General features: G+C 45.3%; 10 protein-coding genes and 3 pseudogenes. 11 read left to right on the top strand and 2 right to left on the bottom strand.

Features of this window, described 5'->3' with window-relative positions:
- Together FD23_RS10545 and FD23_RS05770 are read right to left on the bottom strand one after the other, a co-directional pair.
- Positions 1 to 262: pseudogene (locus FD23_RS10545) on the bottom strand (IS1634 family transposase); the annotation flags it as partial.
- Between the two features lie 232 nt (positions 263 to 494).
- Positions 495 to 980, bottom strand: a complete 486-nt coding sequence (locus tag FD23_RS05770; RefSeq protein ID WP_052933782.1) for a hypothetical protein — start codon at positions 978 to 980, stop codon at positions 495 to 497.
- A 220-nt stretch (positions 981 to 1,200) separates the two neighbouring features.
- On the opposite strand from FD23_RS05770, the gene FD23_RS05765 reads away from it, so the two are divergent.
- The 11 genes and pseudogenes from FD23_RS05765 to rfbA all read left to right on the top strand — a co-directional run bounded on the left by FD23_RS05765 (position 1,201) and on the right by rfbA (position 14,589).
- Positions 1,201 to 2,025 (top strand): LicD family protein, encoded by an 825-nt coding sequence (locus FD23_RS05765; protein WP_025895980.1) that lies wholly within the window; start codon positions 1,201 to 1,203, stop codon positions 2,023 to 2,025.
- Positions 2,026 to 2,184: 159 nt separating this feature from the next.
- Positions 2,185 to 3,927: an NTP transferase domain-containing protein gene (locus FD23_RS05760; protein ID WP_052933781.1), complete on the top strand. Its 1,743-nt coding sequence runs from the start codon at positions 2,185 to 2,187 to the stop codon at positions 3,925 to 3,927.
- 28 nt (positions 3,928 to 3,955) lie between these two features.
- Positions 3,956 to 4,822, top strand: a complete 867-nt coding sequence (locus FD23_RS05755) for an NTP transferase domain-containing protein (RefSeq protein WP_230844915.1) — start codon at positions 3,956 to 3,958, stop codon at positions 4,820 to 4,822.
- 104 nt (positions 4,823 to 4,926) lie between these two features.
- Entirely contained in the window at positions 4,927 to 6,447 is a 1,521-nt protein-coding gene (locus FD23_RS05750) for a BCCT family transporter (RefSeq protein WP_052933780.1), read from the top strand.
- 1,070 nt (positions 6,448 to 7,517) lie between these two features.
- Positions 7,518 to 8,246 (top strand): annotated as a pseudogene (locus FD23_RS05745) (DNA/RNA non-specific endonuclease); the annotation flags it as partial.
- A gap of 632 nt (positions 8,247 to 8,878) precedes the next feature.
- Positions 8,879 to 10,012 (top strand): lipid II flippase MurJ, encoded by a 1,134-nt coding sequence (locus tag FD23_RS09705; RefSeq protein WP_230844914.1) that lies wholly within the window; start codon positions 8,879 to 8,881, stop codon positions 10,010 to 10,012.
- 16 nt (positions 10,013 to 10,028) lie between these two features.
- Positions 10,029 to 10,733: an MIP/aquaporin family protein gene (locus FD23_RS05725; RefSeq protein ID WP_013440193.1), complete on the top strand. Its 705-nt coding sequence runs from the start codon at positions 10,029 to 10,031 to the stop codon at positions 10,731 to 10,733.
- 59 nt (positions 10,734 to 10,792) lie between these two features.
- Positions 10,793 to 11,269, top strand: a complete 477-nt coding sequence (locus tag FD23_RS05720) for a TetR family transcriptional regulator (protein WP_230844913.1) — start codon at positions 10,793 to 10,795, stop codon at positions 11,267 to 11,269.
- A gap of 86 nt (positions 11,270 to 11,355) precedes the next feature.
- Positions 11,356 to 12,528, top strand: a pseudogene (locus FD23_RS05715) (MerR family transcriptional regulator).
- A gap of 119 nt (positions 12,529 to 12,647) precedes the next feature.
- A complete protein-coding gene (gene rfbB, locus FD23_RS05710; RefSeq protein WP_025895990.1) occupies positions 12,648 to 13,685 on the top strand; it encodes a dTDP-glucose 4,6-dehydratase in 1,038 nt (345 codons plus the stop codon).
- Positions 13,686 to 13,704: 19 nt separating this feature from the next.
- Positions 13,705 to 14,589 (top strand): glucose-1-phosphate thymidylyltransferase RfbA, encoded by an 885-nt coding sequence (gene rfbA / locus FD23_RS05705; RefSeq protein WP_052933779.1) that lies wholly within the window; start codon positions 13,705 to 13,707, stop codon positions 14,587 to 14,589.
- The last annotated feature ends 84 nt before the right edge of the window (positions 14,590 to 14,673 follow it).

The following is a 14,673-nucleotide window of genomic DNA, read 5'->3' as shown; positions in this document are numbered from 1 at the left end:
AGCCATAGCCGCGAATCTTCTCCAGCATGTATTTGAGCTGTGAGACATCGACGATACTACCCGGATAGCTTTCGTAAAGCAGGGGCTTCTCATTGGTCATATCGTAAGCAATCGAGTAGTTGATGATTGGTGCGCCAACGTCGTTCTTAGGGTGGCCGTATTCAGCCATCTCAATATCTCCAGCTTTACAGTTCTTGTTGGTGGAGTCATAGGAAACGTAGATTTTCTCGTTCTTATCGTGGGTGGCGTTCCAGCTGTTCAAGAAGTCGACCCTGTCATTGTCATCTATCTCGCGAATGAAGCGCGAGATTGTAGAGTCACTGTAAATGCTAATTTCCCATAAATTACTACTCAAAGTACTCTATTACTTGATATATCAACCTTTTAGAGGATTTCGTTGAGTTTAAGTTACAACTCAAAAAATATTATCTTAAACTTCGAAAAAGGCCGTAATAGTAGGCTTTTTAGACATTGAGTTGTAAAATCCTGGGAAATTAGCAGTAAATCTTGTTCTGTGGTATCATCAATGGGTGGTTGTAGGCATAATCCGGGAAGTGCTGAGCCACGTTGCTTTCTGCGATAACAGAGTAAGCGGCCAGATCAAGAAGCAGTCCCTTTCCCCGGTCATCCCAGCGCTTCAAGTGTTCAGCGAACTTGTAGTCTTCAATAATTCTTCTGACTACGGAGAAGGCACCGATGCCAATACAGCTGCTTCTTGATTCATTAACTGGTTCAGCCGCCGTTCCCTCGGCAGGAATCTCAACATCAGGGAAGAACTTTTCAAAGTTGGGGTTCGGGAACATCATTCCCGGATGATCTGGATCGGCTTTCCCAATGGTCGTTCTTCTGGCGACGTTGTATTTCTTCTCGGGAAGGTACTCTCTAGCATAAGTGTATTCGATGTAGGTAGTCTTCCCCCGCTTATTTCTGGAAATTTTACCAGTGTTCTTAGGAATATTAACCAGGCAGTTGTAATACATGATGGCCTCCTTCGTTGAGTATGATATCATACTCAAATTATAACATAGAAAAGCACATCAATGCAAGCAAAGATGTGCTAAAAATACAGTATTTTTGCGGGTTTAGGGCACTTTCTCAAAGGACTTGAGTTTGATTGCTCTGGGAAGTTAGCAATAAAGCGATTAAGATATATCGCAAAGAGTTATAATAATATTAGCGATTAAAGGCGATAATATGAAAATGGAAAATACAATTACAATCCAGCAGACTCAGAGAATTTCACTTGAAATTCTGCATACCATAGCTTCTATTTGCGAAGAAAATGGATTTCGTTATTATTTATTTTATGGAACATTGATTGGTGCGGTGAGGCATCATGGTTATATTCCTTGGGATGATGATGTTGACATAATGATGCCAAGACCTGATTATGATCAGCTATTGAATTATTTGTATAAGAACATCAGTAAATTTCCCAATCTAAAGGTTTTTAATCATGATGTAAACCCGAAGTATCCCTATATGATCACCCGAATAAGTGACGACCGTTATAGAATTGTAATGGCTAATGAAAAACCGTACGGAATGGGAGTATTTATTGATATTTATCCTTTTGATGGACTAGGAAATACAGAGAAAGAGGCATTACAATATGGCCTTAAGGGAGATCGCTTATCGTCGATTTGCTATCAGGCAACAAGAGATCACTTTGCTATTGAAACTACGACTTCTCCATTAAGAAAAATGGTTAAGTTTCCTTTCTACTTATTTTCTAAGGCAATTGGCAAAGACAGATTACAGGATAAATTAGAAAAATTGGCGCGGGTAAAGCCCTATGACGATAATAAATATGTTGGCTGTGTTGTGTGGCTTTCTGGTGGAGAGAAGGATATTTTTCCACGAGAGTGGTTTGATGAATACATAGAGGTGCCGTTTGAAGAGTACACATTCAGAATACCACGGATGTACGACAAAATTTTGAAGCATATTTACGGTGACTACATGAAACTCCCGCCTGAAAATGAGAGAGTCGGCCATCACGACTATCAAGTATATAAAAAATAAGTTTATTAAATTTGAGCATGTCTCATGATCGATTTATGGCTAAGGCAGTGGCAGTAGTATACGGATGTCTATCATCGTAAATACTGCCTTTTTCTTGACACTGATGTTCACGAGATGTACTATAAGTAAAGAACACGAACATTACTAAAGGAGAATACCATGAACAAACAAGAATCTGATGTTCTTTTGGCAATTGCACAACGATCCTTTGAGAATCAAAGGGAACTGGCTGCATATACGGGTCACGCACTTGGCGTGGTGAATAAAGCATTGAATTCATTGGAAAAGAATGGATATATCGACGAGATGAAGGCAACGGCCAAGACCAAAAAGCTGATGGATGAGAGACAGCCCCAAAATGCTATTATCCTTGCTGCAGGATTTGGCATGCGGATGGTACCAATCAATCATGAGACACCGAAAGCATTTCTTGAGGTCAATGGGGAAAAGCTGATTGAAAGACAGATCCGTCAGCTTCATGCAATGGGTATTCATGAGATCTATATTGTCGTAGGGTTCATGAAAGAAAAGTTTGAGTACCTCATGGACAAATACAATGTGGAGCTGATCGTTAATTCTGAGTATGCCACAAAGAACAACATTCATTCGCTCTACAGGGCTTTGAATCATCTTCATAATACCTATATAGTACCCTGTGATGTCTGGTGTGATCGAAATCCATTTAGTAGACATGAGCTTTATTCCTGGTATATGGTCAGCGATCTGATCGATGATGATTCTGATGTTAGAGTGAATCGTAAAAATGAACTTGTGCTTACCAATAAGGCTGGAAATGCTATGGTTGGTATCTCATACTTGACGGGATCTGATTGTGAGTGGGTAAAAGAGAGGATTTCTTCATTTTGCAAGGATAATAGGTATGACAACGATTTTTGGGAAACATCTCTTTATAAGGATGATCGAATGATTGTAACGGCAAAGGTGGCTCATGCCTCGGATGTTACTGAGATCAACACTTATGAGCAACTGCGCGATTTGGATGATCAGTCGAATCAGCTGAATTCCAAAGCCATCCACACGATTGAAAATGTTTTTAATACAAGGCCAAATGATATTACGGATATTACAATCCTAAAAAAAGGGATGACAAACAGGTCTTTTCTTTTCCGATGCAAGGGTGTCAAGTATATCATGCGAATCCCGGGAGAAGGAACGGATCAGCTGATCAACCGCAGGGAAGAAGCGGATGTATATCGGGCAATCAGTGGTTTTCACTTCTGTGATGATCCTATCTATATCAATCCGGAGAATGGATATAAGATCACAAAGTTCTTAGACGGTGTCAGAGAATGTGATCCACATAACGATGATGATTTAAAGAAATGCATGGAACTTCTGCGAAGGTTTCACGATGAGAAGCTAATTGTAAACCATTCCTTTGATCTGTTTGAGAATATGGAATTTTACGAGTCTCTGTGGAACAGCTCCGGATCTATGTATCAAGATTATGAACAAACTAAGAAGAATGTACTGCAACTAAGAGGATATATTGATCAGCACAAGGGAGAATACTGCCTGACACATATTGATGCGGTTCCGGACAATTTTTTGTTTTATCAAGATGCTTCGGGGGCAGAACAGTTGCAGCTCACTGACTGGGAGTATGCTGGAATGCAGGATCCGCATGTAGATATCGCAATGTTCTGCATCTACAGTCTCTATGATAGAAAACAGGTCGATCATTTGATTGATATATATTTTGATCACAACTGTTCCGAAGAAGTAAGAACCAAAATATACTGTTATATCGCAATCTGCGGACTGCTTTGGTCCAATTGGTGCGAATACAAAGCACATCTTGGTGTGGAATTCGGTGAGTACAGTCTTCGTCAGTATCGATATGCAAAGGATTATTATCGGTATGCTGTGGAACGCATGTAAACGCGCAATAGGGAACGAGGATAAAGTGATGTATCACGTTGACAATGCAGTCATTATGGCTGCGGGGACAAGTTCAAGATTTGCTCCACTTTCCTATGAAAGACCTAAAGGACTGATTACGGTGAAGGGAGAGGTCTTGATCGAACGTCAAATCAGGCAACTGAAAGAAAGCGGTATCAATGATGTTACTGTTGTAACAGGGTATAAGGCTAAGGAGTTCCAGTACCTGAAAGGTAAGTTTGGAATTCAATTAGTCAACAATCCGTACTATAACACTCGAAATAATAATGCCAGCATTAAGGTGGTTGAGAATATCCTTTCCAATACCTATATCTGCTCGGCAGACAATTATTTTAGTCAGAATCCTTTTGAAAGAGAAGTAGACAGCGCATATTATGCAGCTGTTTATAGCGATGGACCGACAAAAGAATGGTGCATGGAAACAGATGTCGACGGATGGATACGAAAGGTTACAATCGGCGGTGAAAATGCCTGGTATATGTTAGGACATACCTTTTGGGATGAGAAGTTTTCCTCTACTTTTCGGACAATTCTTGATGAGGTATATGATGAACCGGAAACGTCGGAAAAGCTTTGGGAAGACATCTATATCGAGCATCTTGATCATCTACGCATGAAAATCCGAAAGTATCCGGCTAACTACATCTTTGAATTTGACACACTAGATGAGCTTCGGGCATTTGATGAAAGCTATATAAACAATACGCACTCACGCATCTTGAGGGCACTTGCATCGAAACTTGGAGTGACAGAAGCGGATATTGTTCATATCAATTGTTTGAAGGATGCCAAATCAACAGAAGCAATTGGTTTTACCTTTGATGTAAGCGGGCATCATTATTCGTATCTGTATGATGGAGGATTGAGAGATTAGGTTTCCAGTCTCTTAATTTTAATGAGATAGAGTTTTTTTGGCTCTTGATGTTCACGAAATGACAATATATAGAGAATACGAACAAAGCAAGAAAGGATAAGATCATGAAAAGAAAAAAAGAAATGGCCTCAGAACAGATCGATTGGGTTATCACACTGGTTCCGTTGATTCTGATTCTGTCCCTGGCATCATTTTTTTTTGCATTTCCGGAACAGTCAAATCAGATAGTTGGGCAAATCCGATATGTTTTCGGTGATACATTTGGTGTTTATTATCTGATCATCGGGCTGGGGATTCTCTTCGTATCCATTTACCTTGCAGGATCAAAGTACGGGACGATCGTGTTGGGCGGACAGGAAGAGAAGCCAAAGTACTCCTTCTGGGTCTGGGGATCAATGATGTTTACGTGCGGGCTGGCCGCTGATATTCTGTTTTATTCCTTTGCAGAGTGGGTTATGTATGCTTCTGATCCACATATCAAGGAACTAGGATCGGTTCAGGAATGGGCAGGTGTCTTTCCTCTTTTTCATTGGAGTTTTATTCCTTGGGCTTTTTATTTAGTCCTTGCCGTAGCTTTTGGCTTTATGCTTCATGTACGGAAAAGAAATCGTCAGAAGTTTTCGGAAGCGTGCCGACCTATTCTTGGAGAACATACAGACGGATGTGCAGGGAGAATCATCGATTTGCTTGCGGTATTTGCCCTCCTGGCGGGAACAGCAACAACATTTTCTGTAGCTACGCCTCTGATGGCTGCAGCAATAGAGGCACTTTTTGGGATTACAGTAAATCGAACAATAGTGACAATTGTTATTCTGATCATCACCTGCGTGATCTATACTTACAGTCTTCTGCACGGAATTAAAGGAATCAGCCATCTCGCAAATGCTTGTATGTATTTGTTCTTCGGATTCCTGATTTATGTATTGGTATTTGGAGGAGAGAGTAAATATATTCTTGAAACGGGACTCGAGTCTTTCGGTCGAATGATCAATCATTTTGTGGACTTGGCAACCTTCACAGATCCTCTCCGTACATCTAGCTTCCCACAGAAATGGACGATCTATTATTGGGCGTATTGGATGGTATGGAGCATCGCAGCGCCATTCTTCATTGGGCAAATTTCAAAAGGACGTACGATTCGGCAGACAATATTAGGTGGTTATGTATTCGGTGTCGGAAGCACATGTGTAAGCTTCATCATTTTGGGTAATTATTCCATGGGAAAGCAGATGGCCGGGGCTGCAGACTTCATTGCACAGTACCAGGCTGGTGCAAATACCTATGATCTGATCATCGGTATTATAAAGATGATGCCACTCGTGCCGGTGGTATTGATCTGGCTGATCTGCACGATGATCGCGTTCTATGCGACAACCTTTGACTCCATTGCTCTGATAGCTTCCTGCTACAGCTATAAACACCTAGAGGATGGACAGCAGCCATCAAAGAAGATTGAATTTATGTGGTGCATTCTGTTAATCATACTTCCGATTGCGCTGCTGTTCAGTGACAGTTCCATGTCAAATATTCAAAGTGTAAGTATTATAGTGGCTTTTCCTATAGGAATTGTCATGGTTTTGATCGTGGCCAGTCTATTGAAAGAACTGAAGAGCTTCTGGACGTAGAAAAATAGAAGAAACAGTTCGCATTCAGAAGTTGGAAATTAGGAACTAAGTAAGCGCCCAATAGCGCAGTATATTAAAGCTTTAGTAAAAAGATTACTCAATAGCTGTTTACGCATCCAAGGTATCAGATCCTTAAAGTTTATTACTAGTTGATTAATATACCGTACTATTGCATTGAGCAATGATATAGTTTAAAATATCAGTAAGTGGGAATTAGTGTTAGAACTATTTTTCTCATTTACATCTTCTTTTAACCACCAGTGCTTGCAAAACCTAAGTAGGCTGGTGGCTTTTTTGTTGTTCACTTTTTGGTATCTTCCTCTCAAATTTCCGTGCATGCCTGACGTGCCCATGGCAATCAAACTCAAGCCAGCTAAACAATCGTCCTAAACCCGCGAAAATACCACATTTTTTGCACATCTTTGCTTGCATTGATGTGCTTTTCTATGTCATAATTCGAGCACAATATCATACTCGATAAAAGGAGGCCATTATGTACTACAACTGCCTGGTTAATATCCCTCAGAACACTGGTAAAATTTCCAGAACGCCGATTGTAAAATTAAAGGATCCGCAAGGATCCATGCGGGCAGGCTAATGGCCGGAATGCCATCTGTTGCTTGGACAGTTGCGTAAGTGGCTGTTTCGGTGCAGCTGGCTCACCGGACGAGAGGCCAATCAGCCGCTTTGGCGGCGAATTGGCTTCTGCGACCGCGCATGCAATTCCTCAAATGGAAGAACATGCGAGAAGCGAGTTCAGAACTCGTGAGCCAGTTCGGTTGCTCATCTTCGGATAAAGGCATTGTCTGCGGCTTCGGCCGTACAGGTGATGTGGGCATACCGAGTGCAGAGATCGCCCACGCTGTCAATGCGAAAGCTTGGCAGTGAACGCTCGTGAGAGAAATGGAAGCCGGCAGAGTCCTATGTTATGTGCTGGGTATGTTCCAGCCGAGCATGTCGGTGCTGGAAGTAGAGATATCGATGATGTAATAGCCACAAAGTTGAATATCTTGACCATAATGTGAACCAGCCGGTATCAAGCGCACATTCTTCCACATTTCTTATAGCACTACGAGTCCGATAATCTTACTTTAGAAGCTGAGACTGATCTTATTAAGGATAAGACTGAGGAAGCTAAGGAAAAGCTGGCCAAAAAGCCGGGTAGTAAGACCAGCCAGACTACGTCCACGAAAGAAACGGCTTCTGCTAAGTCAAAGCAAACTGATCTGGCATCCCTGACTTATAGCGGGCAACTGTCTACTGAAGTAAATAACAACCAACCAGACTTCAGCCAAAGTGACCTGTCAACCAGCCGTGGTGCCTGGCAGACCTACGGCAATCTAGACAGCTTTAACCGGGCTACTACGGCCAATGCAATGCTGAATCAGGCCTTGATGCCGACTGCTAAAAGAGAACCTTTGCACTGGGATCCAACTGGCTGGCACAACAAGCGGATTTCCAGCGGTTGGCTCTATAACCGGAGTCACTTGATCGGCTACCAGCTGACTGGACAGAATAACAACCCGAAGAACCTAATCACTGGTACGGAAGAAATGAACGTATCGGGGATGCTGCCATACGAAAATGAAGTAGCTGACTATTTGAAGGAATCTTCAAATAACTACGTCCGCTACCGGGTTAAGCCAATCTTCAAGGGCGATGAACTTCTGGCCCGTGGCGTTCAAATGGAGGCCAAGTCTGTTGGCAGCAACGCGGTTTCCTTTAACGTCTATGTCTTTAACGTCCAGCCCGGCGTTGTTTTGAACTACAGCGATGGTACCAGCCGGGTACAGAATTAAATAGCATTAGAAAAAAAGTTCTCTGAAACTGTTAGACTTCACTTCTAACAGAGCGGAGAACTTTTATCTTTTATGGGCTTTAATGCATTACGTTAAGTGAAGTGTATTGATGCTAATTTCCCAGGATTTTACAACTCAATGTCTAAAAAGCCTACTATTACGGCCTTTTTCGAAGTTTAAGATAATATTTTTTGAGTTGTAACTTAAACTCAACGAAATCCTCTAAAAGGTTGATATATCAAGTAATAGAGTACTTTGAGTAGTAATTTATGGGAAATTAGCAATTGAGTAGCACAATTTCTACGGTAAAAAATATAATGGAAACTATCGAAAGCAATATGCAAAATTTGAAATCAATCTGATATTCCCCATCAGCAAACAGTTTCTTAATGCCGATAAACAGCATCAAAATTATCAAGTAGATGACGATTAGGTACACGCCACCAACTATGAAAGCATATCCTAGAGAAGCGCTAGACAGATTCTTTAAGTCGCTAAACAGATTCCCAAGAATCTCGACGGAGCCCATCATGGCGAAGGACATTGCTGTAAAGATTCCTAAGATCCAGACAAACTCAGAGTAGATGCTCTTTATTTTCTTTTGTGCTTTCTTGGAGTTCTTGACAGCCTTAGTGCTATTGGCTTACTTAGGTCTGGCGGCCTGTCTGCTTTTTTCCAGCAAGCTGCGGGAATATGGACCGCTGATTTGGACGCTTAGTTTCGGCATTATTTTTACGACCTTGGGCTGCGAGTGGCTTTACGCGATTCACGAGGGATATGGCTACCTGGCTTTGCGGAGCATCTGCTTTCAAGTTTTGTCTCTGATCCTGCTCTTGACATATGTCAAGGATGAAAGCGATCTATTGCTGTATGCTTGGACTACGGTGGCTGCCAGCGCGGGGGCCAACTTGATCAACTTTCTGCGGCTGCGTAAGTACTGCAGCTGGTCTTTGACCTGGCGCTTTTCTTGGCAAAAGCACCTCCTGCCTATCTTCGTCTTATTCGCCAACGCCCTGGTTAACCTGCTTTACGTAAGCGCGGATGTCGCCCAGCTGGGAGTGATGACCAGCGACTATTATGTAGGCCTTTACTCGGTGGCCAGCAAGGTTACGGCCCTGCTTAAGCAATTGTTAGGTGCTGTGATCGTTGTGACCGTGCCGCGTCTGGCCTGCTTATATGGGCAAAAGGGCGGAGAATTTTTTCAAAAATTGGCCCGGCAGATCGCGGATTTGCTAGTGACGCTGGCCTTGCCGGCTGCTTGCGCCTTGTTTGCTTTAGGCGAGGAGGTTGTCATTTTAACCGCGGACTTAGATTTCGCGCCGGCTGCAGGGGCCATGAAGTTTCTGGGCCTGGCCTTGGTTTTCTCGCTATTGGGCTGGTTTTACATGGCGGCGGTTTTAGTTCCGGCCCGGCAGGAGAAGGTGGCCTTGCTTGCAATTAGCATCACTTCTGTGGTTAATATTTGTTTGAACTTCCTGCTGATCCCGGCCTTTAAGGAAGCAGGGGCAGCGCTGGCAACCTTGCTTGCCGACCTGGTGACTTGTCTGGCTTGTTACTTTTTGGCGAAAAAGTCGGCCCGCCTCTTGCCCAGCGGGAAAAAGCTGGCCAGCCGTTTGCTGGGCTGTCTTTATGTAACCGGGTCTTGCTGGAATTTAAGCGTGGAAGTAGACGGGAGTAGGAAAGGAGAGATTTTTGTACAAAATAGACAAAAATCCCTTGTTAAGTGGCAGCGCTTACAATATAATGTGGATATTAGACTGAACTAGAAAAGGAAAAGTGCAAATGAATGGATTTTTAGGAGAGTTCTTAGGAACGATGATTTTGATCGTGCTGGGTGTCGGCTGCGGGGCCGGGATCAGTTTGAATAAGGCTTATGCCAAGGGGCAGGGCTGGCTGTTTGTCACCCTGGCCTGGGGAATGGCGGTAACCTTCGGCGTTTACGTGGCTGGCCAATTCGGCGCACAAGGCCACCTCAACCCAGCGGTAACTATTGGTTTCGCGGCCTTCGGCTTCTTCCCGTGGAGCCAGGTAATGCCGTACTTGCTGGGGCAATTCCTGGGCGCCTTTGTCGGGGCAGCTCTGGTAATCCTGCACTACTACCCGCACTTCAAGGCGACTAAGGCTGACGAAGGCAACAGCGTGGGGATTTTTGCGACTGGCCCAGCCATCAACAACCCTGTTTTCAACTTCTTGAGTGAAACGATCGCGACTTTTGTCTTCATCTTCACCTTGCTCAACCTGGGCAACTTCACCCAAGGCTTAAAGCCATTAATTGTTGGTTTCTTAATCATGGTTGTTGGTCAAGCTTTGGGTCCAACGACTGGCTTTGCCTTGAACCCGGCCCGGGACTTCTCACCTCGTCTGGCCTACGCGATTTTGCCAGTGCCAAACAAGGGCGTGGCTAACTGGGCTTATGCCTGGGTTCCTGTCTTAGGGCCAATCGCCGGTGGTCTTTTAGCTAGCGGCCTGCAGGCATTGTTGAAATAGAGAGTTAGCCAATGTCAGAATGTTTAAAGCTGCACATCTCGTAAGTTTTTAAAGATGAGGTGGCTAAAAACGGCTTTAACCATGTCAGTGTTGCCAAGATCATGAAGCAAAGCGGGATTAGGCGACAGACTTTTTACGAGAACTTTAAGGACAAGTTTGACCTTTTGGACTATACGATCAAGTCGATGATGGAAAACGATATCGAGAGCAATATCGGCTACCTGGACTGGGAAGGTATCATCTTTTTGGTCTTTTACGGGATCGAACTGAATAAAAAGTTCTATAAGAGCGTCTATGAAAGCCAGACAGAGGTTGATGTGGTCGGGGAAATTTCCAGCCATATTGCCGTTTTGCTCAAGCAGATCGTTGAAGAAGAAGGGGCGGATTTTGATCAGCAGGCCAAGGACTTTGTGGAAACTTTTTGCCTGGGTCTGACTTATACAATGATTGACAATCTTTTCCGGCAACACCCGCTGGAATACGACGTTATCGCCAGCAAGGTCGACAACGCCCTCCACTTCACCTTGAATCTGTAAAATTTTACCCTTGAACTCCAGCTCGAGCTCAAGGGTATTTTTGCCTGGAAAAAATCGGTTATAATCTAAGGCAGAAAGGAGTTTCCATGACCGACTACTACACATCCGGTGAATTCGCCAAGCGGGCCCACGTGTCCGTCAGAACGATCCGCTACTATGACCAGCAGAACCTCCTCAAGCCTTCAGCCAGAAGCAAGGGCGGGGCCTGACGCTACAGTGACGCTGACTTCGCCAAGCTTCAGCAGATCCTCCTGTTAAAGTACCTGGGCTTTTCCTTAGGGGAAATCCGCGGCCTGACCCTGGGGGCCAGCGACCGGCGCCGCCTCCTGGATTCCCTTCAGATCCAGCGCCGGCTGGTGGAAGAGCGGATTGAAGAAATGACCGCCGTTGAAGCCGCCATCGACTCAACCACCCAAACCCTGGAAGCTGGTAAGCCTGTTGACTGGAGCCGGATGCTGGAACTGCTCCACCGGTCAACCATGACCCAGAGTCTCAAGACCCAGTACCAGAACGCCACCAACATCTCTGCCCGGATCCGCCTGCACCGGGACTACTCCATGAACAAGGAGGGCTGGTTCCCCTGGCTTTTTCGCCAGCTGGACTTGACTCCTGGTTTAAAAATCTTAGAGATCGGCTGCGGGAACGGTGAACTATGGGCCACTAGCTGCTACCGTCTGCCGGAGGACTGCCAGGTCATCTTGACCGACATTTCAGAAGGGATGCTGGCCGATGCCAAAAAGGAAATCGGCGAAGACAGCCGCTTTTCCTATGACCAATGCGACGCTGCTCACTTGCCCTTTGCTGACGAAGAGTTTGACCTGGTCGTCGCCAACCACATGCTTTTTTACTGCGACGATATCCCTCAGGTCCTTAAAGAAGTCCGCCGGGTTTTGAAAAAAGGCGGCCGCTTCTGCGCGTCAACTTACAGCAAGCGCCACATGCACGAAATCACTGATCTGGTCCAGGAGTTCAACTCCCAAATCGTACTCTCTTCCGTCAACCTCTATGACCGCTTTGGCTTAGACAACGGGGAAGAGATCCTGGCTCCGTCTTTTGCCCAAGTGACCTGCCAGCGCTACGAGGACGCTATCGAATTAGGTGAAGCAGAACCCGTTATTTCTTATATCTTGTCCTGCCACGGCAACCAAAACGCCCTTCTCTTGGACCGCTACCAGGAATTCAAGCAATTCGTTGAAGACGAGGTCGCCGGGGGCTTCCACATTACTAAAGACGCTGGGACCTTTATCTGCCGCAAATAGCTGCCATTTTTTTGAAAACGGCAGTTATTTTATTTTCCCTATTGAAGCTTACGTTACGTCATGTTTTATACTTTGAGTCAGCAAGCAAAAATGATTAGTTGAACTTGGAGGTTCATTACATGAAAATTATCGTTACCGGCGGTGCCGGCTTTATCGGCTCCAACTTTGTCTTCTACATGATGAAGAAGCACCCAGACTACAAGATCATCTGTCTGGACAAGCTGACTTACGCGGGCAACCTGTCAACCCTGAAGGATGTCATGGACAAACCAAACTTCTGCTTCGTCAAGCTGGACATCTGCGACCGTGAAGGCGTCTACAAGCTTTTTGAAGAAGAACACCCGGACGTTGTGGTTAACTTCGCCGCAGAAAGCCACGTTGACCGGTCAATCGAAAACCCGGAAATCTTCCTGCAAACCAACATCATCGGTACTTCCGTTTTGATGGACGCCTGCCGCAAGTACGGGATCAAGCGTTACCACCAAGTATCAACTGACGAAGTTTACGGCGACCTGCCACTGGACCGGCCAGACCTCTTCTTCCACGAAGACACGCCGCTGCACACTTCCAGCCCATACTCATCATCAAAGGCCAGCGCTGACCTTTTGGTCGGGGCTTACGGCAGAACTTACGGCCTGCCTGTAACTATTTCCCGTTGCTCAAACAACTACGGCCCTTACCAATTCCCGGAAAAGCTGATCCCATTGATGATCCAAAGAGCCTTGGACGACAAGCCTTTGCCAGTTTACGGTGAAGGCCAAAACGTCCGCGACTGGCTTTACGTTGAAGACCACTGCAAGGCCATCGACCTCATTTTGGAAAAGGGGACGGTTGGTGAAGTCTACAACATCGGCGGCCACAACGAAATGCACAACATCGACATCGTTAAGCTGATCTGCGACTACCTGGACAAGCCTTACTCCTTGATCGAACACGTTACTGACCGCAAGGGTCACGACCAACGTTACGCTATCGACCCAACCAAGATTCACGAAGAACTGGGCTGGCTGCCAGAAACCATGTTCAAGGACGGTATCAAGAAGACCATCCAATGGTACCTGGACAACAAGGAATGGTGGGAAAACATCATCTCTGGCGACTACCAGAACTACTACCAGGAGATGTACGGCAAGAAGCAAGTTTTAGACGAAAAGTAAGAGGCAAGGAAGAGAAAAAATGAAGGGAATTATCTTAGCAGGTGGTTCAGGCACTCGTCTGTATCCATTAACCCTGGTTACCAGTAAGCAGCTTTTGCCTGTTTACGACAAGCCAATGATCTACTACCCGTTGTCAACCTTGATGCTGGCCGGGATCAAGGACATCTTGGTCATCTCCACGCCAGCTGACACTCCGCGCTTTAAGGAACTTTTGGGCGACGGGTCACAATTTGGCGTCAAGCTCTCTTACAAGGTGCAGCCAAGTCCAGACGGCCTGGCTCAAGCCTTTACTTTGGGCGAAGACTTCATCAACGGTGAACCTTGCGCCATGGTTTTGGGCGACAACATCTTCTACGGCAACGGCTTTACTGACATGCTAGAAAACGCCGCCAAGGACGCGGAAGCTGGCCGGGCAACGGTTTTTGGCTACTACGTCAACGATCCGGAACGCTTCGGGGTTGTGGAATTTGACAAGGATGGCCACGCTATTTCCATCGAAGAAAAGCCAGCTCAGCCAAAGAGCAACTACGCTGTAACTGGTTTGTACTTCTACCCAGCTGGCGTGAGCGAAAGAGCTGCCCAGGTTAAGCCAAGTGCCCGCGGGGAAGTGGAAATCACTTCTTTGAATGAGATGTACTTAAACGACAACACCCTGGACGTTCAGCTTTTGGGCCGGGGCTACGCCTGGCTGGATACCGGGACGATGCAGAGCCTGGTTGACGCCTCCAACTTTGTTAAGATGGTAGAAGAACGGACTGGGGTAAGCATCTCAGCCCCAGAAGAAATTGCCTACGTGCACGGCTGGATTGGCGAAGACAAGTTGATGGAAGCTGCCAAGCACTACGGCAAGAGCCCTTACGGCCAGCACCTCAAGGCAGTGGCTGAAGGCAAGCTGAAGTATTAATTTTTCGTCGATTGTAAAATCAAATTGAACACTGTTCCGATCCAGTAAGAAAAATCGTTTTCACTGGATCAGAGCACAAAAAAT

This window comes from Lactobacillus delbrueckii subsp. delbrueckii DSM 20074 = JCM 1012, assembly GCF_001433875.1.
GTDB classification, from domain to species: Bacteria; Bacillota; Bacilli; order Lactobacillales; family Lactobacillaceae; genus Lactobacillus; species Lactobacillus delbrueckii.
The sequence above is the reverse complement of the archived record's forward strand: the minus strand, read 5'-3'. Positions and strand labels throughout refer to the sequence as shown.

Bases quoted from the DNA above. Each gene is read 5' to 3' on its own strand.
- FD23_RS05760 (WP_052933781.1), top strand. From the start codon at position 2,185: ATGAACAAACAAGAATCTGATGTTCTTTTGGCAATTGCACAACGATCC.
- FD23_RS05770 (WP_052933782.1), bottom strand. From the start codon at position 980: ATGTATTACAACTGCCTGGTTAATATTCCTAAGAACACTGGTAAAATT.
- rfbB (WP_025895990.1), top strand. From the start codon at position 12,648: ATGAAAATTATCGTTACCGGCGGTGCCGGCTTTATCGGCTCCAACTTT.
- FD23_RS05750 (WP_052933780.1), top strand. From the start codon at position 4,927: ATGAAAAGAAAAAAAGAAATGGCCTCAGAACAGATCGATTGGGTTATC.
- FD23_RS05765 (WP_025895980.1), top strand. From the start codon at position 1,201: ATGGAAAATACAATTACAATCCAGCAGACTCAGAGAATTTCACTTGAA.
- FD23_RS05725 (WP_013440193.1), top strand. From the start codon at position 10,029: ATGAATGGATTTTTAGGAGAGTTCTTAGGAACGATGATTTTGATCGTG.
- rfbA (WP_052933779.1), top strand. From the start codon at position 13,705: ATGAAGGGAATTATCTTAGCAGGTGGTTCAGGCACTCGTCTGTATCCA.
- FD23_RS05755 (WP_230844915.1), top strand. From the start codon at position 3,956: ATGTATCACGTTGACAATGCAGTCATTATGGCTGCGGGGACAAGTTCA.